This is a genomic window from Streptomyces sp. NPDC058086 (assembly GCF_042885015.1).
Lineage (GTDB): Bacteria > Actinomycetota > Actinomycetes > Streptomycetales > Streptomycetaceae > Streptomyces.
The window spans coordinates 18,851-38,132 of record NZ_JBHVST010000046.1; the positions used below are offsets into that span (position 1 = coordinate 18,851).

The 19,282-nt window shown below is 72.0% G+C and carries 22 protein-coding genes; 12 read left to right on the top strand and 10 right to left on the bottom strand.

All coding sequences use genetic code 11. The annotated features are described in order from the left end of the window. Nucleotides 1–86 precede the first annotated feature (86 nt). From ACFVWD_RS30510 to ACFVWD_RS30520, 3 genes are all read right to left on the bottom strand, one after another. A complete protein-coding gene (locus tag ACFVWD_RS30510) occupies nucleotides 87–311 on the bottom strand; it encodes a hypothetical protein (protein ID WP_351695798.1) in 225 nt (74 codons plus the stop codon). A gap of 12 nt (nucleotides 312–323) precedes the next feature. Further along, nucleotides 324–1,568: an inorganic phosphate transporter gene (locus tag ACFVWD_RS30515; protein ID WP_101405904.1), complete on the bottom strand. Its 1,245-nt coding sequence runs from the start codon at nucleotides 1,566–1,568 to the stop codon at nucleotides 324–326. 212 nt (nucleotides 1,569–1,780) lie between these two features. Then, nucleotides 1,781–2,533 (bottom strand): lysozyme, encoded by a 753-nt coding sequence (locus tag ACFVWD_RS30520; RefSeq protein ID WP_389600727.1) that lies wholly within the window; start codon nucleotides 2,531–2,533, stop codon nucleotides 1,781–1,783. 196 nt (nucleotides 2,534–2,729) lie between these two features. Here ACFVWD_RS30520 and ACFVWD_RS30525 point away from each other — a divergent pair, with 196 nt between their 5' ends. From ACFVWD_RS30525 to ACFVWD_RS30535, 3 genes are all read left to right on the top strand, one after another. Then, nucleotides 2,730–3,455, top strand: coding sequence for a class II aldolase/adducin family protein (locus ACFVWD_RS30525; RefSeq protein WP_389600729.1), 726 nt, complete (start codon nucleotides 2,730–2,732; stop codon nucleotides 3,453–3,455). 132 nt (nucleotides 3,456–3,587) lie between these two features. Next, nucleotides 3,588–4,712, top strand: coding sequence for an alpha/beta hydrolase family protein (locus ACFVWD_RS30530; protein WP_389600731.1), 1,125 nt, complete (start codon nucleotides 3,588–3,590; stop codon nucleotides 4,710–4,712). Between the two features lie 235 nt (nucleotides 4,713–4,947). Beyond that, on the top strand, nucleotides 4,948–6,351 hold the full coding sequence (locus tag ACFVWD_RS30535; protein WP_389600733.1) for a hypothetical protein: 1,404 nt from the start codon (nucleotides 4,948–4,950) through the stop codon (nucleotides 6,349–6,351). A 33-nt stretch (nucleotides 6,352–6,384) separates the two neighbouring features. Here the strand turns inward: ACFVWD_RS30535 and ACFVWD_RS30540 are convergent, their stop codons facing one another. Both ACFVWD_RS30540 and ACFVWD_RS30545 read right to left on the bottom strand, forming a co-directional pair. Further along, nucleotides 6,385–6,798, bottom strand: a complete 414-nt coding sequence (locus ACFVWD_RS30540) for a VOC family protein (protein ID WP_101408227.1) — start codon at nucleotides 6,796–6,798, stop codon at nucleotides 6,385–6,387. 147 nt (nucleotides 6,799–6,945) lie between these two features. Beyond that, entirely contained in the window at nucleotides 6,946–7,836 is an 891-nt protein-coding gene (locus ACFVWD_RS30545) for a neutral zinc metallopeptidase (RefSeq protein WP_190170364.1), read from the bottom strand. Nucleotides 7,837–8,100: 264 nt separating this feature from the next. On the opposite strand from ACFVWD_RS30545, the gene ACFVWD_RS30550 reads away from it, so the two are divergent. The 4 genes from ACFVWD_RS30550 to ACFVWD_RS30565 all read left to right on the top strand — a co-directional run bounded on the left by ACFVWD_RS30550 (nucleotide 8,101) and on the right by ACFVWD_RS30565 (nucleotide 12,150). Further along, complete coding sequence (locus ACFVWD_RS30550; RefSeq protein ID WP_389600734.1) at nucleotides 8,101–8,901, top strand: hypothetical protein; 801 nt, start codon at nucleotides 8,101–8,103, stop codon at nucleotides 8,899–8,901. Nucleotides 8,902–8,992: 91 nt separating this feature from the next. Further along, nucleotides 8,993–10,591, top strand: a complete 1,599-nt coding sequence (locus ACFVWD_RS30555) for an ABC-F family ATP-binding cassette domain-containing protein (protein ID WP_067364496.1) — start codon at nucleotides 8,993–8,995, stop codon at nucleotides 10,589–10,591. Nucleotides 10,592–10,978: 387 nt separating this feature from the next. Next, nucleotides 10,979–11,200, top strand: a complete 222-nt coding sequence (locus ACFVWD_RS30560; protein ID WP_006123601.1) for a helix-turn-helix domain-containing protein — start codon at nucleotides 10,979–10,981, stop codon at nucleotides 11,198–11,200. 146 nt (nucleotides 11,201–11,346) lie between these two features. Next, nucleotides 11,347–12,150: an enoyl-CoA hydratase/isomerase family protein gene (locus ACFVWD_RS30565; protein WP_099923398.1), complete on the top strand. Its 804-nt coding sequence runs from the start codon at nucleotides 11,347–11,349 to the stop codon at nucleotides 12,148–12,150. Between the two features lie 11 nt (nucleotides 12,151–12,161). On the opposite strand, the gene ACFVWD_RS30570 is transcribed toward ACFVWD_RS30565, so the two are convergent. Then, nucleotides 12,162–12,890 (bottom strand): nucleopolyhedrovirus P10 family protein, encoded by a 729-nt coding sequence (locus tag ACFVWD_RS30570; RefSeq protein WP_389600736.1) that lies wholly within the window; start codon nucleotides 12,888–12,890, stop codon nucleotides 12,162–12,164. A gap of 86 nt (nucleotides 12,891–12,976) precedes the next feature. Between ACFVWD_RS30570 and ACFVWD_RS30575 the strand changes: the two genes are divergently transcribed. Genes ACFVWD_RS30575 through amaP form a run of 5 tightly spaced genes read left to right on the top strand, consistent with a single transcriptional unit; the run spans nucleotide 12,977 to nucleotide 15,403 of the window. Beyond that, nucleotides 12,977–13,465, top strand: a complete 489-nt coding sequence (locus ACFVWD_RS30575; RefSeq protein ID WP_101405911.1) for an Asp23/Gls24 family envelope stress response protein — start codon at nucleotides 12,977–12,979, stop codon at nucleotides 13,463–13,465. A 60-nt stretch (nucleotides 13,466–13,525) separates the two neighbouring features. Next, nucleotides 13,526–13,711, top strand: coding sequence for a hypothetical protein (locus ACFVWD_RS30580; RefSeq protein WP_054232254.1), 186 nt, complete (start codon nucleotides 13,526–13,528; stop codon nucleotides 13,709–13,711). A 5-nt stretch (nucleotides 13,712–13,716) separates the two neighbouring features. Next, the gene (locus ACFVWD_RS30585) at nucleotides 13,717–14,130 is read left to right on the top strand and encodes a hypothetical protein (protein WP_389600737.1); all 414 of its coding nucleotides are present in this window, start codon (nucleotides 13,717–13,719) and stop codon (nucleotides 14,128–14,130) included. Continuing rightward, a complete protein-coding gene (locus ACFVWD_RS30590) occupies nucleotides 14,127–14,819 on the top strand; it encodes a DUF6286 domain-containing protein (protein ID WP_389600739.1) in 693 nt (230 codons plus the stop codon). The genes ACFVWD_RS30585 and ACFVWD_RS30590 overlap by 4 nt, the downstream gene beginning before the upstream one ends. 5 nt (nucleotides 14,820–14,824) lie before the next feature. Further along, nucleotides 14,825–15,403 (top strand): alkaline shock response membrane anchor protein AmaP, encoded by a 579-nt coding sequence (amaP, locus tag ACFVWD_RS30595; RefSeq protein ID WP_389600741.1) that lies wholly within the window; start codon nucleotides 14,825–14,827, stop codon nucleotides 15,401–15,403. A gap of 22 nt (nucleotides 15,404–15,425) precedes the next feature. Here amaP and ACFVWD_RS30600 read toward each other — a convergent pair whose 3' ends face one another. From ACFVWD_RS30600 to ACFVWD_RS30615, 4 genes are all read right to left on the bottom strand, one after another. Beyond that, nucleotides 15,426–16,181, bottom strand: coding sequence for an SDR family oxidoreductase (locus ACFVWD_RS30600; RefSeq protein ID WP_389600743.1), 756 nt, complete (start codon nucleotides 16,179–16,181; stop codon nucleotides 15,426–15,428). Nucleotides 16,182–16,196: 15 nt separating this feature from the next. After that, a complete protein-coding gene (locus tag ACFVWD_RS30605; protein WP_389600744.1) occupies nucleotides 16,197–18,002 on the bottom strand; it encodes a glycoside hydrolase family 15 protein in 1,806 nt (601 codons plus the stop codon). 101 nt (nucleotides 18,003–18,103) lie between these two features. Then, nucleotides 18,104–18,895: an SURF1 family protein gene (locus ACFVWD_RS30610; RefSeq protein ID WP_389600745.1), complete on the bottom strand. Its 792-nt coding sequence runs from the start codon at nucleotides 18,893–18,895 to the stop codon at nucleotides 18,104–18,106. 93 nt (nucleotides 18,896–18,988) lie between these two features. Beyond that, on the bottom strand, nucleotides 18,989–19,222 hold the full coding sequence (locus ACFVWD_RS30615) for a hypothetical protein (protein WP_054232337.1): 234 nt from the start codon (nucleotides 19,220–19,222) through the stop codon (nucleotides 18,989–18,991). Between the last annotated feature and the right edge of the window lie 60 nt (nucleotides 19,223–19,282).

Sequence of the window (19,282 nt, forward strand, 5' to 3'; positions counted from 1 at the left end):
GTTTGTTTGGGCGTCGCCCCCTATCCTGTGGGGGTGGGTGCCTGTTACCGCCCCCCCACCCCACTCGAAGTGGTGCCCGTTTTGGGTTACTTGCCGACGATCAGGAAGATGCCGTACGCCACCGCCGCGGCGCACGCCGCGAAACAGACGTACGCGCCGGTGACCGCGAGGGCCGCGGAGCCGCCCTGGGCGGACGCGGACTCGCGCTTGGAGAGGCCGACGATGCCGAGGGTGAAGAGGCCGACGAGGCCGACGGTGGTCACGAGGCTGACTCCGAAGACGGAGCCGAGGGCTGCCCAGTCGATGTGCATGCTGTTCTGTCCTTACACCGTTGCCGGGCGGGTGGGCTCCGCGTCCGGGGACGGGATGGTGGTCTTCAGGTCGCCGGACAGGTCGCCGGTGACGGGGCCCGCGGGCGGCGGGGTGACGGCGGCGATCGCGGCGGTGACGACGCCCGCGGGCTCGGCGTCGACGTCGTTGACGTTGTCGACGGTGACCGGCTGGCGGCGGGAGAGCTTCCAGATGGTGCCGGCGCCGGCGACGAGCAGCGCGCCGGTGAGGACGATGCCCCACGTGCCCTGCTTGGTCAGGAACTCGGCGGAGGCACCGGCCAGACCGGCGGCCGGCAGGGTCAGGCCCCAGGCGACGAACATCCGGGTCGCGGTCGACCAGCGGACCACGCCGCCCTTGCGGCCGATGCCCGAGCCCATCACGGCGCCGGAGCAGACCTGGGTGGTGGAGAGGGAGAAGCCGATGTGCGAGGAGGCCAGGATGGCCGTCGCGGCGCTGGTCTGGGCGGCGAAGCCCTGCGGCGGCGCGAGGTCCGTGAGGCCCTTGCCCATGGTGCGGATGATGCGCCAGCCGCCCAGGTAGGTGCCGAGCGCGATGGCCGTACCGGCCGAGACGATGACCCACAGCGGGGGGTTCGAGCCCGGGGCGATGACGCCGCCGGTGACCAGCGCGAGGGTGATGATGCCCATCGTCTTCTGGGCGTCGTTCGTGCCGTGCGCCAGGGACACCAGGCCGGCGGAGGCGATCTGGCCGGCGCGGTAGCCCTTGGCGGTCGCCTTCTCGTCGGCTCGGTTGCCGATCCGGTACGTGAGCCGGGTGGCCAGCATCGCGGCGAGTCCGGCCACGATGGGCGCGGCGACCGCGGGGATCAGCACCTTGGTGACGACGGTCGAGCCGTTCACCGACGACCAGCCGGCCGACATGACCGCGGCGCCGATCAGGCCGCCGAACAGTGCGTGGGAGGAACTGGAGGGCAGACCCAGAAGCCAGGTCAGCAGATTCCAGAGGATGGCGCCGACGAGCGCCGCGAAGATCACTTGGACGCGTATGCCCTCTTCGTTGATGATCCCGCCGGAGATCGTCTTGGCGACCTCCACGGAGAGGAACGCGCCGACGAGGTTCAGCACGGCGGACATGGCCACCGCCGTCTTGGGCTTCAGAGCGCCGGTCGAGATGGTGGTCGCCATCGCGTTGGCAGTGTCGTGGAAACCGTTCGTGAAATCGAACACGAGAGCGGTGACGATCACGATTCCGAGGAGGAGCGTGATGTGTTCCATTTACCCAGGCTTCTGTTTGACGTCAGTGGCAGGTGGACCGTAGGCAACCTGAGTGAACGGAAGGTGAACTGGGGCGGGCGCTGGGGTGTCTCAAACGGTGGACCGCCCCTCCGCTTGTGATGACCAGTGTGCGGGAGGGGCGGCCCGGTGAGTTACCAGATGTTCGAACGGGGCCGGAATTTCAGGTTCCGGCGCGGGGTGTTCGAGGGCTTCTAGCCGGTGGCCAACTGCTTGAGCCGGGTCATGGATCCGTTGAAGAGATTCTGGTCACCCGGGAGCGTGCCGCTGTTGTCGTACTGCCAGAACGTCCACGTCGACCAGCCGGCCGGCAACGCGCCTGCGTCGGCGGAGTCGTAGCGGGCGAGCCAGAGGGCGTGGTTCGCGGCGAAGGCGCCGCTGCCGCCGGTGCAGGTGTTCCACCAGTGCGTGGTCGTGTAGATGACCGGACGGCGGCCGGTCTCCCGTTCGAGTTCGTCGCTGAACGCCTGGATCCAGCTCACGATCCTGGCCTTGCTCAGGCCGTAGCACTTGTGCTTCTTGTCGTACGGGTTGTACTCCATGTCGAGCGCGGGCGGCAGCGTCCAGCCGTCCGCGCGCCAGGCACCGCCGTTGCGCACGAAGTACGCGGCCTGGGTGGCGCCGGACGACTTGTCCGGCACCGCGAAGTGGTAGGCGCCGCGCAGGATCCCCGCGTCGCGCGCCCCGTCGTACTGCCGGGCGAAGTACGGATTGCGGTACGTGTGGGACTCGGTCGCCTTCACATAGACGAACCGGGCGCCCTTCGCCTTCGCGCTCTGCCAGTCGACGTTCTTCTGGTGCGAGGAGACGTCGTGGCCCTTGGGTTTGGCCGCCGCGGCGACCGGGGCCCCGACGAGGACGGTCCCCGCGGCGGCCAGCGCCGCCACGGCGGCCGCCGCCGCGAGGACACGGGCACGACGAAGGAGTGGTTTGTGATCACGAGCCATGTTTCCCCCCGAAATGGCGACGTGCGTGACAAATCCTCCCGAGGCTATTGGAAGATCGTTGAAAGCCCGTCGATCGCCAGCCAATCACCCCTGGAGGGCGATATGTTCCGCTATGCAGCCTTACGGACGCTTGTCTTCCGCCCTAAAGTGCCCTCGTCGACAGCGGGTTGACGTCCCTGCCTGGCAGGATCGCCGCATGGCTGAGCAGCGGCGGGACGCACGGGAAGTGCGGGACGTGGGGGAGAGCGCGCCGGGCGCGCGCGAGCGGGAGGTGGCGGCCGCGTGGGACGAGCTCGTCGCGACGGCCCGCCGGACGGTGGCCGACGGTCTGGTCGTCGGTACGTCGGGCAACGTCTCCGTCCGGGTCGGCGACACGGTCCTGGTCACACCGACGGGAGTGCCCTACGACCGGCTGAGGCCCGAAGACGCCGTCGGTGTGGACCTCGAGGGCCGGCAGGTCCTCGGTTCGCTCGCTGCGACGAGCGAACTGCCGATGCACCTCGCGATCCACCGCGCCACCGACGCGCGGGCCGTCGTCCACACCCACGCCGCGCACGCGACGGCCGTCTCGGCCCTCGTCCCCGAGCTCCCCCTGATCCACTACATGGCGGGCGCCCTCGGCGGACCGGTCCGAGTTGCCCCCTATGCGACCTACGGCACCCCGGAGTTGGCCGAGAACATGCTCCAGGCCCTCACCGGCCGCACGGCCTGCCTCCTCCAGAACCACGGCACCATCGCCTACGGAGCCTCGCTGTCCCAGGCGTTCGACCGCACCGCCCAACTGGAATGGATGTCCCGCGTCTGGCTCCTGGCGTCGTCCGTGCCCGGCCTGTCCCCGACGCTGCTCTCGCCGGAACAGGTGGCCGAGGCGGGGGAGCGGCTGGGTCGCTACGGGCAGGGCGGCGGGGCCGGTCCCCGCTGATCCGGCGCGGTGCGGCGACCCGGTGGTGCCGGTGCGCGCCCGGTGCCGGAGAACGAGCCCGCGCACCCCAGGGCGGGAGCCCACCGCCCGCTCCCGCTGGCCGACCTGGGGCCGCGCCGGGAGACTGAACCCGTGCGTACTGTCAAAGTGACGGCCGCGGCCGTCTCCGTAGCCCTGGCCGCGGGCGCAGCCTCCGTGGCGGCGGGCCGGTTCGCCAGCGACGCCGCACTGAAGGCGCCGCCCGGCAGGCCACTGCCCACCGAGCCCCGGCTCACCGTGCACTCCACGGCCGCGGGCCGGATCACGCTCACCCGCGACCTGGCCTCCCTGCGCCCGGGAAGGTACGGCCTCACGGGCGACGGCTCCCACGCGGTCGTCGGTCCCGTCCTGGACTCCACACCCCACACCGCCGACACGGTCGTACGCCGCCTCGAACGCGTCACCCACGGCACCCTGGAGACCGGTGACAAGGCGTGGCTCACCCCCAACCTGTACATCGGCAACCCCGGCAGCGCCCTCGGTCTCGACCACGCCGACGTGGACGTCCCCGGCGAGCTCGGCCCGCTGCCCGCCTGGTTCGTGCCCGGCACCCGCACCACCTGGGTGATCACGGTGCACGGGCTCGGCACCACCCGCGAGCACCCCATGAACGTGATGGAGTTCCTGCACCGCAACCGGCTCCCCGTGCTCGACCTCGCCTACCGCGGCGACCTCGGCGCACCCCGCTCCCCGGACGGCCTCAGCCACCTCGGCGAGACCGAGTGGCGCGACCTGGACGCCGCCGTGCGCTACGCCGTGCGCTACGGCGCCGACCAGGTCGTCCTGTACGGCTGGTCCATCGGCGCCACCATGGCCCTGCGCACCGCCGCGCACTCCGCCCTGCGCGAGCGGATCTCCGGGCTGATCCTGGACTCACCCGTCCTCGACTGGGGAGCCACGCTGCGCGCCCTCGCCTCGGCCCGCCACACGCCCAGCGTCCTGCTGCCCCTCGCGGTCCGTGCCGCGCAGGGCCGCACCGGTCTGCACGGCGACCGGATCCGGGAGGCCGCCGACCCCGGCCAGCTCAAGGTCCCGACCCTGATCGTGCACGGTCCGGACGACACCATCGCCCCCTGGGGCCCCTCACGCCGCCTCGCCGAGAGCCGTCCGGACCTGGTCACCCTGCACACCGTCCCGAACGCCTCCCACGGCGCCATGTGGAACGCCGCCCCGAACTACGAAGAGGCCCTGCGCCGCTTCCTGACCCCCCTGATGTAGCCACCCCGCCGCCCAACGCCCCCGGGTGGAGTCCCCGCAGAGACCGCACAACCGCTCCCCGCACGCCCTCGCGGCGGAGCCGCCCCCCAAGCCTTCCGGTTGGGCCCCGGTCAACTCGTGCAAGGCCTCGCTCACACGTGTCGAGCCCCCTCGGAACCCTGTCCATTGGCCACCCCTGTCGCCTGCTGTGACATTCCGTTTGGGTTTTCGGACCGTCAACCGGAAGACTGCACCCGTGACGTCCCGTAACCCGCGCGACTCCAGGCTCCGACTCGTCCGCTCGCGCCCCCTGGCTTCCGCCCCCCGAGCGGTGACCCAGCGCAGCTCGCGCCGACCCGCACCCCGGCCCCCCGAGGGCACCCCGCCGCCCGCGGAACTGGCCCGTATGGCCCGCACCGGCCTCGCCGCCGCGGCCCGTGTCGCCCGCTGGGCCGACGCCTCGCTCGGCCCGGGGAGCGACGGTGCGACCCCCGACGGCAAGGGCACCCTCGCCGACGCGACCGCCGAACGGGCCGCCGAGGAGTTGGGCCTGACCCCGGCTCAGGTCCGCGCGGACTGGGACACCGCACGCCTCGCCGGCCTCGTCGAGGTGCACGGCGACATCGCCCGCCCCGGCTGGCGACTGCGCGCCTGGAACCGCGACGACAGCGCCGTCCTGCGCGGCTGGGTCGCCCTCTTCGACGCCTGGTCGCTCGCCCACCCCGAGCCGGCCGACCGCGAGGCGTCCGCCGTCGCCGAGGTCGTCTCCGCGATGCCCCAGGTGCTCTCCTTCCTCCAGCTCTCCGCCGGGCCCGTCCCCATGGAGCAGCTCCTCGACCTCCTCGAACAGCGCGTCACCGAACTGCGCACCGAGCGCTGCGAAATCCCCTACGGCCCCCAGCCGGAGCCCGCCCCGGAGGCCGCCGAGATCGCGGACGCCCCCCTCGCGCCCCTCCTCGACTGGGCCCTGCACGCGCTCGCCTCCGTCGGCGCGCTCACCTGCGCCGCCGGGCAGGCCACGCTCACCCCGCTCGGCAGCTGGGCGGTCTGGGTCAAGCTGGAGCAGATCTGCGTCGCCGCGCAGAGCCCCGCCGGGAACATTGAACAGCCCGCCTCGGACATGCTCCGCGGCTGCGCCCAGCTGCGCCCGAACGCGGCCCGCGCCGAGTACCGCGCCTGGCTCGCCGCCCGCCCCGTCGGCAGCGCCGTCACCGAACTCCTCGAAGCCGCCCGCGGCGAGGACGCCCTCACCCGCGGCCTCGCCTTCGAGGCGCTGCGCGTGGTCGGCGCCCCCGCCGAGCCCGACGTACGCGCCGTGGCCGACGAGTCCTGGCTGCGCCCCTACGCCCTGCTGTGGCTGGCCGAGCACGACGGCCACGACCCGGAGGACGCCCACGAGGTCCTCACCCGCCAGGAGTCCACCTGGCTCTGGGTCGACACCGCCGCCGCCGTCGCCGACCACGGTGAGGCGCCGCTCCTCGTGCGCCATCTGGAGTCCGCGGTGCAGCCCACCGTGCCCGCGCTGCTCGACGAGGTGCGCGCCGTCGGCCATCCCCGCACCGTCCAGGTCCTGGTCGCCCTCGCCGCCGCCCACCCGGACCCGGCCCTCGCCAAGGCCGTACGCCGCGCCGCCTTCCAGGTCCACACCGGAGGCAGCTAGGACCTGTCCTTCGGATCGGCCCGCGCTCCCAGATCAGTCCCGTATCTCCGGGGCGTACGTGCCGAAGCTCCAGATGTTGCCCTCGGCGTCCCGGGCCAGGTAGTCCCGCGAGCCGTAGTCCTGGTCGGTCGGGGGCATGACGATCTCCGCGCCGTGGTCCACCGCGCGCTGGTGGTGTGCGTCGACGTCGTCCACGACCACGTACACCCCCGCGGGGCCCGCGTCCTTCATCGCGCCGTCGAAGACGCCACCGCGGCCCTTGGAGCCGAGCATCACCGCGCCGTTGCCCTGGACCAGCTCGGCGTGCATCACCGTGCCGTCCTCACTCTCGTACACGGAGACCTCCGAGAAGCCGAAGGCCTCCGTGAGCTGCCTGATCGCCGCGTTCGCGTCCGCGTACAGCAGTGTCGGGTAGATGCTCGGGCGCCCGCCGTCCGTACCTGCCATGCCGATCACTCCCACCGGAACTCGTCCTGCTGGGCCGGAATGTCACCCGCTGCCCAGTCTCGCACCGGCCACTGACAACGCCCCGGAGAGCGGAAGCCGCCCGGCACGCGCCGCGTCCGCGGTCCTCCCTTCGCCCCGTCCGCGCTCTCAGCGGAAGGTGTTGCACTGCGCCATGTCGCCGGTGCGATAGCCCTGGTAGAACCACTGCTGCCGCTGCGCGGACGAGCCGTGCGTCCACGTCTCCGGGGTCACCCGGCCCTGGAACTCCCGCTGGATCCGGTCGTCGCCGACGGCGGCCGCCGCGTCCAGCCCGTCCCGGATGTCGGCCGGAGTGAGGTTCTTGATCAACGGCCTGCCCGTCGACGGGTCCTTCGTCGTCGTCGCGTGGTGCGCCCACACCCCGGCGTAGCAGTCCGCCTGCAACTCCACCTTCACCGAGTTGCTGTTCGCGCCCGTGACACCGCTCTGGGCCCTGCCCAGCGTCCCCATCAGGTCCTGCACGTGATGCCCGTACTCGTGCGCCACCACGTACGCCTGCGCGAACGGCCCGCCGCTGGAGCCGAACTTGGTCCGCAGGTCGTCGAAGAAGCCCAGGTCCAGATAGACCTTGCGGTCACCGGGACAGTAGAAGGGCCCGACCGCCGAGGTCGCGGTGCCGCACGCGGTGTTCACCCGACCGCTGAAGAAAACGGTCGGCGAGCGCGTGTACGTACCGCCGCGTCGCGCGAACTCCTGCGCCCAGAAGTCCTGAACGCTGTTGACCACCGCCACCATCCGGCAGTCCTCCCTGGCGTTCGCGTCCCGCCCCTTCCGGCAGGTCTGCTTGATCTGGTCGAGCGAGGAAGTGGTCACCGCGGGCTGGTCGTTGCCGGAGGACAGCCCGAGCTGATCGGGCCCGACGCCGAAGAACAGCCCGAGGATCAGGGCGATCAGACCCGCGATGCCACCCCCGACGGTCGCCCTGCCACCAGGGATCCGGCTGCCGCGCACATCCTGCACGTCGGAGGTGTCCAGGTCGGCGTCGTCGTCGAACTGCATGGGCACACCACCCTCTGCGTACGGCTTCGCACCTCGGCGTACGTCGCTCCGTGGCGCCATCCTCGTACGCCCTCGCGGGTCCGGCGCCGGGCGGAAGGCCGAACGGGCGACACGCTCCCGCCGCCCGCCGTGTCCCGACGGGCGTTCCCACCGCCCGCACCTAGGCTCTCCGCCTGATCCATGCGCCTGATCCATGCGCCTGATCCGTGCGCCTGAACGGCCGGACAGGTCCCAGGCGCGGCGAGTGGTGCAGATGGGGGCGAGATGATCGCTGTGCTGGTCGAGGCGGCGGAGGCGGAACGGTCCGCCCCGGCGACCACGGACCCCCCGGCCCCCCGGCTCCTTCCCCCCGCCGCCCGCCGTCGCGCCGCCCGCGCCCTGCTCCCCGTCGCTGTCGCCCTGCTGCTCACCGCGGCCCACGAGGCGCGCCCCGCGCCCTACGGAGACCGCCTCACCGCCCACACGCGCGTGGTGCACGGGCACGGGGCACGACAGCCCCCGCTGCGCACCACGAAGGCCGCCGTCGAGGCCTACGACGGGGCGACCGGCCGCCCCCGCTGGACCTACGCGCGCGAGGGCCGCCGTCCGGTGGCCGTGCTCCCCGCGCGCGGGCACGCGATCGCGCTGTGGGACGACGGACTGGTCACCGACACCGCGCGCGGCGACGGCAGCGCCGTGCGCTGGCACCGGGCCCTTCCCGGGGCCGCGGGGTGGCTCGCGGACCACGGGGCGAGCGGAGTGCTGCGGTCCCTGGGCGCCCGCACGCTCGCCGTCATCACTCCGCGGCGCGTCGCCGCCTACCGCATCGCCGACGGCGACCTGCGCTGGACCCTGCCCGCCCGGTACGGCTGTTCCTTCGCCCCCGAACGTGCGCTGCGTCACGGCGAGGCGCTCCTGATCGCACAGCCCTGCGCCACCGGCGACAGCTGGACCACCGAGCTTGTCGCCGTCGACGACCTGGGCAGAATCACCCCGCACCGCACGCCCCTGGGCAACGCGGGGCAGGGCGAGCGTCACAGTGCCGAACACGCTCACCCAGGGAAAGTGGTTGCACGGCCCCGTTAGACTTGGCCCATGGCCATTCTCCTCGCGCATTAGACGGCGGGAACGTCCTCAGCCGTCCACCCCGCCAACGACCCTGCCCTGGAGTCTGTCCGTGATCTCCGCCTCCGGTATCGAGCTGCGCGCCGGCGCCCGCATCCTCATCGAGTCCGCCACCTTCCGCATCACCAAGGGCGACCGCATCGGCCTGGTCGGCCGCAACGGCGCGGGCAAGACGACCCTGACCAAGGTCCTGGCCGGCGAGGGCATCCCCGCCTCCGGCACCGTCGCCCGCTCCGGCGAGGTCGGCTATCTGCCCCAGGACCCCCGCACCGGCGACCTCGACGTCCTCGCCACCGACCGCATCCTCTCCGCCCGCGGCCTGGACACCCTGATCCGCAAGATGCGGGAGAACGAACAGCGCATCGCCAACGGCTCGGGCGCCACCCGCGAGAAGGCCATGCGGCAGTACGAGCGCCAGGAGACCGAGTTCCTCACCAAGGGCGGGTACTCCGCCGAGGCCGAGGCCGCCACCATCGCCGCCGCGCTCAACCTGCCCGACCGCGTGCTCGGCCAGCCCCTGCACACGCTCTCCGGCGGTCAGCGCCGCCGTGTCGAGCTGGCCCGCATCCTGTTCTCGGACGCCGACACGCTCCTGCTCGACGAGCCGACCAACCACCTCGACGCCGACTCGATCGTCTGGCTGCGCGACTACCTGAAGACCTACCGCGGCGGCTTCATCGTGATCTCCCACGACGTCGACCTCGTCGAGACGGTCGTCAACAAGGTCTTCTACCTGGACGCCAACCGCGCCCAGATCGACGTCTACAACATGGGCTGGAAGCTCTACCAGCAGCAGCGCGAGGCCGACGAGAAGCGCCGCAAGCGCGAACGGCAGAACGCCGAGAAGAAGGCCGCCGCACTGAACTCGCAGGCGGACAAGATGCGCGCCAAGGCCACCAAGACGGTGGCCGCGCAGAACATGGCCAAGCGCGCCGACAAGCTGCTCGCCGGCCTCGAGGCGGTCCGCGTCTCCGACAAGGTCGCCAAGCTGCGCTTCCCTGAGCCCGCGCCCTGCGGCAAGACCCCGCTGATGGCCGAGGGCCTGTCGAAGTCGTACGGCTCCCTGGAGATCTTCACCGACGTCGACCTGGCCATCGACAAGGGCTCGCGCGTGGTCATCCTGGGCCTCAACGGCGCCGGCAAGACGACCCTGCTGAAGCTGCTCGGCGGCGCCGAGCAGCCCGACACCGGCGAGGTCATAGAGGGCCACGGCCTCAAGCTCGGGTACTACGCGCAGGAGCACGAGACCCTCGACCCCGAGCGCACGGTCCTGGAGAACATGCGCTCCGCCGCCCCCGACCTCGACCTGGTCGAGGTCCGCAAGACGCTCGGCTCGTTCCTGTTCTCCGGCGACGACGTCGACAAGCCGGCCGGGGTCCTCTCCGGCGGCGAGAAGACCCGTCTCGCGCTGGCGACCCTCGTGGTCTCCTCCGCGAACGTCCTCCTCCTCGACGAGCCGACGAACAACCTCGACCCGGCCAGCCGCGAGGAGATCCTCGGCGCGCTGCGCACCTACAAGGGCGCCGTCGTCCTCGTCACCCACGACGAGGGCGCCGTCGAGGCGCTCCAGCCCGAGCGGATCATTCTGCTGCCGGACGGCGTCGAGGACCTGTGGGGCTCCGACTACGCGGACCTCGTCGCCCTCGCCTGAGCCCTCGTACGGCCTCCAGGGCCGCCCCGGGGCCGCCGTCAGCACGACGTGATCGAATGACTGATCCACTGCGTATGGATCATTCGGCCGATCCGTGATCCATCATCTGTGTGAGATCTCCTCGTACCGAGGTGTGTCCTACATCCATTTCGCGGCCGAGTCCTTTGTTCCCAAGGGCTCGGCCGTTTTGCGTCGCTGACCTGGCACTTCGCGGAAGAACCCGTTCGGTCGTACGGACAGAGCAGTGCGGACCCTGTGATTCCATTTGTGAGGACGGGCTCCTGTCGTCAAAACCGTGTCTCACGGACCTTGCCGAATGGGTGGCCATGAAGCCCTTGAGGGGTGATCATGAGAAGTCCAGAGCGCACTTCCCATGAGGAGGCACGGGTGGCCGAGACTCTGAAGAAGGGCAGCCGGGTAACCGGCGCCGCGCGCGACAAGCTCGCGGCAGACCTGAAGAAGAAGTACGACTCCGGTGCGAGCATTCGAGCGCTGGCCGAAGAAACCGGCCGTTCGTATGGTTTCGTGCACCGGATGCTCAGCGAGTCGGGCGTCACGCTGCGAGGGCGTGGCGGAGCGACGCGGGGCAAGAAGGCCGCCTCGGCCTGAGGCCGGGCGTCCCCATCGGCTTCGGTGGTGGCCACCCGGTCGGTCGGGTGATCGACCGGGTGGTTACTGTGCAGTCACTTAGGTGTGTTCCTCGTGTCCTTCACGAGGTCCGCGTCTGATCCGACCGCACCCATCGGAGGCAGCCCATGGCTTCGCTCGACAAGGATCTTGACCCCGTACTCGACAAGGACGGCGTACGGCTCACCGTCGACGACGCGATCGCCACGGTGACGCTGACCAATCCGGCCAAGCGCAACGCCCAAAGTCCCGCTCTGTGGCGGGCGTTGACGGAGGCCGGCCGGTCGCTGCCGGGCACTGTCCGTGTGGTCGTGCTGCGTGCCGAGGGCCAGTCGTTCTCGGCCGGGCTCGACCGGCAGGCGTTCACGCCCGAGGGGTTCGACGGCGAGCCGTCGTTCATCGACCTCGCGCGCGGGGCCGACGCCGAGCTCGACGCGACCATCGCCGAGTACCAGGAGGCGTTCACCTGGTGGCGGCGCAGCGACGTCGTGTCCATCGCCGCCGTGCAGGGGCACGCCATCGGTGCGGGTTTCCAGCTGGCGCTCGCCTGTGACCTGCGCGTCGTCGCGGACGACGTGCAGTTCGCCATGCGCGAGACCAGCCTCGGGCTCGTTCCCGATCTGACGGGAACGCATCCGCTGGTGAGCCTGGTCGGATACGCCCGTGCGCTGGAGATCTGCGCCACGGGTCGCTTCGTGTCGGCCGAGGAGGCCGAGCGCACGGGGCTCGCCAATCTCGCGGTGCCTGTCGACCAGCTCGAGGATGCCGTGCGGGACCTCGCCGGTGCGGTGTTGGCCGCGCCTCGGGACGCGGTGGTCGAGACCAAGGCGTTGCTGCGGGGGGCGCAGGAGCGGACGTACGAGGAGCAGCGGGTCGCCGAGCGGGCGGCTCAGGCCCGGCGACTGCGGGACCTTGCCGGTCTGGGGGAGTGAGGTCGTCCTCGCTACTCGACGGACGTCACCAGTGCCGTCACTGACGGGGCGTCCGGCAGGGCGTCCGCGACCGCTGTTCTGACGGCTCTTGCCACGTCCGCCGTTCGCTCCGTCGCGGCGACCGCCAGTTCGACGCGGACGTGGCGGCGGGCGAGGGCGGGGTCCTTGCCGGGGGCGTTCTCGATGTGCACCGGATGGCCCAGAACGTCCGTCAGGTGAAGTACCCCCGGCACGGACAGGGCGGCGGTGGCCGCCCGGGCCTCGTCGGGGGTCGTGGGTACGGCGGCCGGACGCGGGGCGGTGTGGCGTACGGCGGTCGGCGGCGCGGAGACATCCCCCAGCCCCGTCACCTTCAGGTCGATCTCCGTGACCGTCAGGCCGAGGGGTTCGGCCGCCTCGGCCAGCGTCACGCGCAGGCGGGCCGCGGTCGTGGGAAGCGGCTCGACCCCGGGGGCCGTCGGGGTCGCCTCGGCCGTGAACTCCGCGACGATACGCAGTGGACCGGGCGGCAGTGCGCTGGGCGGCGGCGGTACGACGGGGTCGTGGACCAGGTCCGGGTCCGCGAGGGCGATCCGGAGCGTGCCGAGGCGGACACCGGGCACGCCGGCCGCCCCGCGCCGCAGGAACGCGTCGGCCGCCTCCTCGGCGATCCAGGCGCCGTCGCGCGGATGCCCGAGCGGGAGCAGGCGCCCGAGCCCGAGCTGCCGCCGTACTGCCTGCGTCCATCGATCCGCGGTCATTGCTCCAGCCTGCCGCATCCCTGGCGCGCGAGCCCGCGTCCGGACCTACTGTGGGCAAAGAGGACGACCGAAAGGGACGTACGGCGATGACCGACATGACGGAGCAGAACCGGACGGACAGCCCCGGGAGCGAGAAGGAAGCCCCGCAGAGCCGCAAGCCCGGGGTCACCAAGCGCGGCGGCGGTGATCCCGCCATGCGGGGGCGGACCACGATCGCCGACGGTGTCGTGGAGAAGATCGCCGGACTCGCCGCCCGGGACGTGCTCGGTGTCCATGCGATGGGCAGTGGGCTGAGCCGGACCTTCGGGGCCGTGCGCGACCGAGTGCCAGGGGGGTCCAAGTCCGTCTCGCGAGGCGTCAAGGCCGAGGTCGGGGAGCTCCAGACCGCGCTCGACCTGGAGATCGTCGTCGAGTACGGCGTGTCGATCGGGGACGTCGCCCGCGCCGTCCGCGAGAACGTCATCGCGGCCGTGGAGCGCATGACGGGACTCGAGGTCGTCGAGGTCAACATCGCGGTGAGTGATGTGAAGCTTCCCGAGGAAGAAGATGAAGAGCCGGAGGCGCGGCTCCAGTGACCGGCCCGGCCACGGGGCGGCCCACGACATCCCGGCCGTCGAACCGCTGAGGAGCGCACCATGAGCTTGGCCGTGATCGGCATGATCGCCGGAATGGCGCTGGGCTTCGCCGGGTACTTCGGGGGCTTCGGGGCCTTTCTGCTCGTGGCCGCCCTGGGTGCCGTCGGGTTCGTCGTCGGACGGTTCCTCGAAGGGGACCTGGACCTCGGTGACTTCTTCCGTCCTCGCGACGACCGGCGGCGGTGACGCCCGTGACCGGCCCGCTCGGTGACACCCGACGGCCCCCGACGGCCGTCGAGGCGGCCGAGCGCGGCGCGACCCGGATCGCCGACCGGGTCGTGGCGAAGATCGCCGCGCAGGCCGCCCGCGAGGCACTGGACACGCTGCCCCCGGACGCCGTACCCCCGCACGCGACGGTCGTCGTGCTTCCCCAAGCTCTCGGCTCCGCTCGAGCAGGGGAGACCCCGATCGCCAGCGTCCGCGTCCGCATCCACCTCGAACTCGGCTATCCCTGCGACATCGGCGGCCGCTGCAACGCGGTGCGTCGACATGTCGCCGAGCGGGTAGACGCGTTGACGGGGATGGAAGTGCCGGAGGTGACGGTCCAGGTCGAGCGGCTGCACCTGGTACCGGCGGCCGCCGCGGTACAGGGGAGGACGCGATGAGCGAGCCCCAGGGCTCCGAGAACACCACCCGACGCATGCCCGTCCTGGAGAAGACGGACGCGGGCCCACCGGCCGAGGGCGAACTCGGCCAGTCCGCCTCCGCGGCCGACTACGACCCGCCGCCCGCCGTCGACGACGCGAACGGCGGGCAGGGCCGGTTCTGGTCGGTGCGCCGCGTCCCCGCGGGGATCGTCGCGCTGCTGGTCCTCGTGGGTGCGGGCGTCCTGCTGTACGACGTCGCGGCCGTACGTGCCCACCGGCCCGCCTCGCACTGGCGCAGGTCCCTCGCCCGGCAGCTCGCCCAACGGCCCCTCGACGACACCTGGGTGCTCGTCGGCGCCTGCCTCGCCGCGGCCCTCGGACTCTGGCTGATCGTCCTCGCGGTGACGCCGGGGCTGCGCGACGTCCTGCCGATGCGGCGCACTCATCCCGACGTACGGGCCGGGCTGCACCGGGAGGCCGCCGCGACGGCGCTGCGCGACCGGGCCATGGAGATCTCCGGCGTGCGGTCGGTCCGGGTACGGATGGGGCGCAGGAAGGTCGATGTGCGCGCGGTCTCGCACTTCCGCGCACTCGACGACGTACGGGCCGACCTGGACGCGACCCTCGCCGACGGCATCCGGGGACTCGGGCTCGTCCGGCCGCCCGCCCTGTCGGTGCATGTCGCGCGCCCGGGCCGGAAGGGGTGAGGGCGGTGCTCAGGATCGTCAACCGTGTCCTGCTGGGAATCGTCGGGCTCGCGCTGCTGGTCCTCGGCGGCTCCGTGTTCGCCGTCGGACTGGGCGCCCGGCCGCCCTCCTGGTGGATCCACGACGGGCGGCACGACGTGCTGCTGAGCGCCGCCGAGCGGACCCGGTGGCGGGACCAGGGCTGGTGGTGGCCGACCGTCATCGCCACTCTCGCGGTCGTCGTCCTGCTCAGCCTGTGGTGGCTGTCGGCCGTACTGCGGCGGCGCCGGCTCGCGGAGGTGCTCGTCGACACCGGCGACGGCGAGGGGGCGCTGCTGCGCGGGCGGGCCCTGGAGGGCGTACTGGGCGACGAGGCGGGGCGGTTGGACGGTGTCGAACGAGCCCAGGTCCAGCTGACCGGGCGACGCGACGCTCCCGGGACCCGGGTCCAGCTCCTGCTGGAGCCGCATGTCGACCCGGGGCACGCGCTGCATCTGCTGACGACGGAGGCCCTGGCGCACGCCCGGGACTCCGCGGGCCTCGCCGCGCTCCCCGCGGAGGTACGCCTCCGCGGGGTCAAGCACCGGGCCGAAAGGGTGAGTTAGTCCCTCAGGCGCCCGAGCGGTCTCAGAACCCGCTCCGCATACCGCCGTCCACCGGCACCATGATGCCCGTCAGATACGACGCGGCGGGCGAGAGCAGGAACGCCGCCGTGCGGCCGAACTCCTCCGGGGCGCCGTAGCGGCGCAGCGGAATCAGCGACTCGTTGGCCGCACGGGTGGCCTCCGGGTCGGCGGAGAGGCCGTCGAGCTCGCGCACGCGGTCCGTGTCGATGCGGGCCGGGAGCAGGCCCAGGACACGGATGCCGCGCGGGCCCAGCTCGTCGGCGAGGGACTTGGCGAAGCCCGCGAGACCGGGGCGCAGACCGTTGGAGATGGTCAGGCCCGGGATCGGCTCGTTGACCGAGCCGGAGAGCACGAAGCCGATGACGCCGCCCTCGCCGAGCTCCGCGGCGGCGGCGCGGGCCAGCCGGACCGCGCCCAGGAAGACGGACTCGAAGGCGGTCGTCCACTGCTCGTCCGTGTTGTCCGCGACGAACCCGGGCGGCGGGCCGCCGACGCTGATCAGGATGCCGTCGAAACCGCCGAAGTGCGCGCGGGCCGCCGCGATCAGCCGGTCCGGGGTCCCCGGGTCGGAGTTGTCGGCGGCCACCCCCACCGCGTTCGGGCCGAGCGCGGACGCCGCGTCGGCGGCGGTCTTGTCGTCGCGCCCCGTGACGATCACCTTCGCGCCGTCGGCGGTGAGCTCGCGCGCGCTGGCGTTGCCCAGGCCACGGGTGGCTCCCGTGACGACGTACACACGGTCCTTCAGTCCAAGATCCATGGCCCCCATCCTCCCCTATCCGGTCTTGCCGTCTCCTCCCGGATGCGCATCACCGAACAGGTTGAAGGCGGACCCCACCAGGCCGAGGTGGCTGAACGCCTGCGGGAAGTTGCCGAGCTGGCGGCGCGCGACGGGGTCGTACTCCTCGGACAGCAGCCCCACGTCGTTGGCCAGGCCGAGCAGTCGTTCGAACAGCTCGCGGGCCTCCCTCGTACGGCCCGTCATGTGCAGCGCGTCCGTGAGCCAGAACGAGCAGACGAGGAAGGCGCCCTCGCCGCCCGGCAGCCCGTCGACGTCGACGCCCTCGTCGCTGTAGCGGCGCAGCAGGAAGCCCTCGCGTTCGAGATCGGCGCGCACCGCGTCGATGGTGCCGACGACCCGGGGATCGTCGGGCGGCAGGAAACCGACGCGCGGGATGAGCAGCAGTGACGCGTCCAGTTCGCGTGACCCGTAGGACTGCGTGAAGGTGTTGCGTTCGCTGTCGAAGCCGTGCTCGCACACCTCCTTGTGCACCTCTTCGCGCATCGTGCGCCAGCCCTCCAGGTCGCCGCCGAGCTCCGGTTCGCGCTCCAGCGCCCGGACGGCGCGGTCGGCCGCCACCCACGCCATCACCTTCGAGTACACGAAGTGCCGGCGTGGGCCGCGCACCTCCCAGATCCCCTCGTCCGGCTGCCGCCAGGCCGTCCGCAGGAACTCCATCAGGGCGCACTGCAGGCGCCACATGTGCGGCTTGGACGGCAGGCCCGAGCGCCGGGCCAGCGAGAGCGAGTCGATGACCTCGCCGTACACGTCCAGTTGGAGCTGCTTGACGGCCTCGTTGCCGATCCGGACCGGGTACGAGCCCGCGAAGCCGGGCAGCCACGACAACTCGAACTCGGGCAGCCGGCGCTCACCGGAGAGGCCGTACATGATCTGCAGGTCCGCGGGGTCGCCCGCGACCGCGCGCAGCAGCCAGTCGCGCCAGGCCTCGGCCTCCTCGTGGTACCCGGCCGACAGGAGCGCGCCCAGGGTGAGGGTCGAGTCGCGCAGCCAGCAGTAGCGGTAGTCCCAGTTGCGGACGCCGCCGAGTTCCTCCGGGAGCGAGGTGGTGGGGGCGGCGACGATGCCGCCGGTCGGGGCGAAGGTGAGGGCCTTCAGGGTGATCAGGGAGCGCACGACGGCGTCCCGGTGCGGACCGTCGTAACGGCAGCGCGCCGCCCACGCCTGCCAGTCCTCGACGCTGGAGTTCAGCGCCTGGTACGGGTCGATGAGCGGCGGGCGTGACCGGTGCGAGGGATGCCAGGTCAGGACGAAGGCGACCTTCTCGCCCGCCTCCACGGTGAACTCCGAGTGCGTACGGAAGTCCTTGCCCCAGGTGCGTACCGCGGGTTCGCTGCGCAGCCACACCGAGTCCGGGCCCGCGACCGCCACCCGCTGGCCGTCCGCCCTGCGCACCCACGGCACGACGGAGCCGTAGTCGAAGCGCAGTTGCAGTGTGCTGTGCATCGTCACCCGGCCGCTGAGTCCTTCGACGACGCGGACGAGATCGGGGGCGTGTTCGCGTTGTGGCATGAAGTCGGTCACGCGGACCGCGCCCTCGTCCGTCTCCCATTCGGAGTCGAGCACCAGCGTGTCCCGCCGGTACGCCCGCCGGGTGCAGGGGCCCGCTCCCGTGGGTGAGATCCGCCAGCGACCGTGGTTCTCGTCGCCGAGCATCGCGGCGAAGCAGGCGGCCGAGTCGAACCGTGGCAGACAGAGCCAGTCGACGGACCCGTCCCGGCCCACCAGCGCGGCGGTCTGTTCGTCCCCGATGAGCGCGTAGTCCTCGATACGTGGGTGCACGTGGGGCGAGTTCCCGGCGAAGGCCGAGGCCAATCGGGTCGGGGGCCGACCGGGTGACACCGGCCGAGGAAGTACGGGCGCGCCGCGCGGCGGCCCAGGGGTCAGGCGGCCACCGTGGCCGCTTCCGGCGCGGTCGCGGAGGCGGCGGCCTCGGCCCGGTCGCGGCGCTCCCGGCGGACCAGGATCACCCAGCCCACCGGCACACCCGCGGAGAAGAGCCACCACTGGATCGCGTACGCCATGTGCGGACCGATGTCGTTGTGCTCGGGGTCGGGGATCAGTTCGGGGGAGTCGCCCCTGGGCGTGGGCGCGGTCTGCTCGATGTACCCGCCGAGGACCTGCTTGCCGAGTCTCTTGGCCTGCTGCTCGCTGTTGATCAGCATGACCTGGCGGTCGGGCAGGCCCTGGATGTTCTTGATGCCGCTGTCGCCGGTCGTCTCGTCGGGCATCAGCCGCCCGGTGACGGTGATCTCGCCCTTCGCGGGCGCCGGGATCTTCGGGAACGCGGTCTGTGAGCCGTTCGAGTCGATCCAGCCCCGGTTGACGATCAGTACGCCGCCGTCGTCCAGGTCGAAGGGGGTCAGGACGTGGTAGCCGACCTCGCCGTCGGCGTTGGTGCGGCGCCGCACGACGACCTCGTGCGCGGTGTCGAAGGTGCCCTTCGCGGTCACCCGGCGGTACAGGTCCGCGTGCTCGACGGGCTGCCCCGGCGCGGTGACCGACTCGGCGGGCACCGGCGTGGCCGTCAGCGACTGCGAGATGACCTTGTTCAGCGCGACCTTGTGCTCATGGCGGTGCAGCTGCCAGAAGCCCAGCTTGATCATCGTGGGGATGAGCAGGAGGGCCACGAGGGTGAGAATCACCCACTGCCGGGACAACAGGAAGCGGTACACCCCACGACCGTACAACTCGGTCGTGGGGCGTATTCAGGGGGGTGCGCGTCGACACGACGGGAACGTGTGCTCCCGGACCGTTCCGCTCGGCTCTCAGACCTTGTCGATGATGCCCACCTTGCCCTCCGCGCGGGCGCAGTGCGCGCCGCAGAACCAGTGGCCCTCGACCTCGACGCCCTGGCCGATGATCTGCACGCGACAGTGCTCGCAGATGGGGGCCATCCGGTGGATCGCGCAGGAGAAACAGTCGAAGACGTGCACCGCGCCCTGCGCGTGCACCTCGAAGGTCATGCCGTAGTCGTTGCCGCACACTTCGCATCTCGCCATGCGCCACAGGGTGAGGTGCCGACGCGGCGCGGGCGAGCGGGCGCCGGGCGAGTCGCCCGG

Coding starts and splice junctions, on each gene's coding strand:
- ACFVWD_RS30510 (WP_351695798.1), bottom strand. CDS start 311: ATGCACATCGACTGGGCAGCCCTCGGCTCCGTCTTCGGAGTCAGCCTC.
- ACFVWD_RS30515 (WP_101405904.1), bottom strand. CDS start 1,568: ATGGAACACATCACGCTCCTCCTCGGAATCGTGATCGTCACCGCTCTC.
- ACFVWD_RS30520 (WP_389600727.1), bottom strand. CDS start 2,533: ATGGCTCGTGATCACAAACCACTCCTTCGTCGTGCCCGTGTCCTCGCG.
- ACFVWD_RS30525 (WP_389600729.1), top strand. CDS start 2,730: ATGGCTGAGCAGCGGCGGGACGCACGGGAAGTGCGGGACGTGGGGGAG.
- ACFVWD_RS30540 (WP_101408227.1), bottom strand. CDS start 6,798: ATGGCAGGTACGGACGGCGGGCGCCCGAGCATCTACCCGACACTGCTG.
- ACFVWD_RS30545 (WP_190170364.1), bottom strand. CDS start 7,836: ATGCAGTTCGACGACGACGCCGACCTGGACACCTCCGACGTGCAGGAT.
- ACFVWD_RS30550 (WP_389600734.1), top strand. CDS start 8,101: ATGATCGCTGTGCTGGTCGAGGCGGCGGAGGCGGAACGGTCCGCCCCG.
- ACFVWD_RS30565 (WP_099923398.1), top strand. CDS start 11,347: ATGGCTTCGCTCGACAAGGATCTTGACCCCGTACTCGACAAGGACGGC.
- ACFVWD_RS30570 (WP_389600736.1), bottom strand. CDS start 12,890: ATGACCGCGGATCGATGGACGCAGGCAGTACGGCGGCAGCTCGGGCTC.
- ACFVWD_RS30575 (WP_101405911.1), top strand. CDS start 12,977: ATGACCGACATGACGGAGCAGAACCGGACGGACAGCCCCGGGAGCGAG.
- ACFVWD_RS30580 (WP_054232254.1), top strand. CDS start 13,526: ATGAGCTTGGCCGTGATCGGCATGATCGCCGGAATGGCGCTGGGCTTC.
- ACFVWD_RS30590 (WP_389600739.1), top strand. CDS start 14,127: ATGAGCGAGCCCCAGGGCTCCGAGAACACCACCCGACGCATGCCCGTC.
- ACFVWD_RS30600 (WP_389600743.1), bottom strand. CDS start 16,181: ATGGATCTTGGACTGAAGGACCGTGTGTACGTCGTCACGGGAGCCACC.
- ACFVWD_RS30615 (WP_054232337.1), bottom strand. CDS start 19,222: ATGGCGAGATGCGAAGTGTGCGGCAACGACTACGGCATGACCTTCGAG.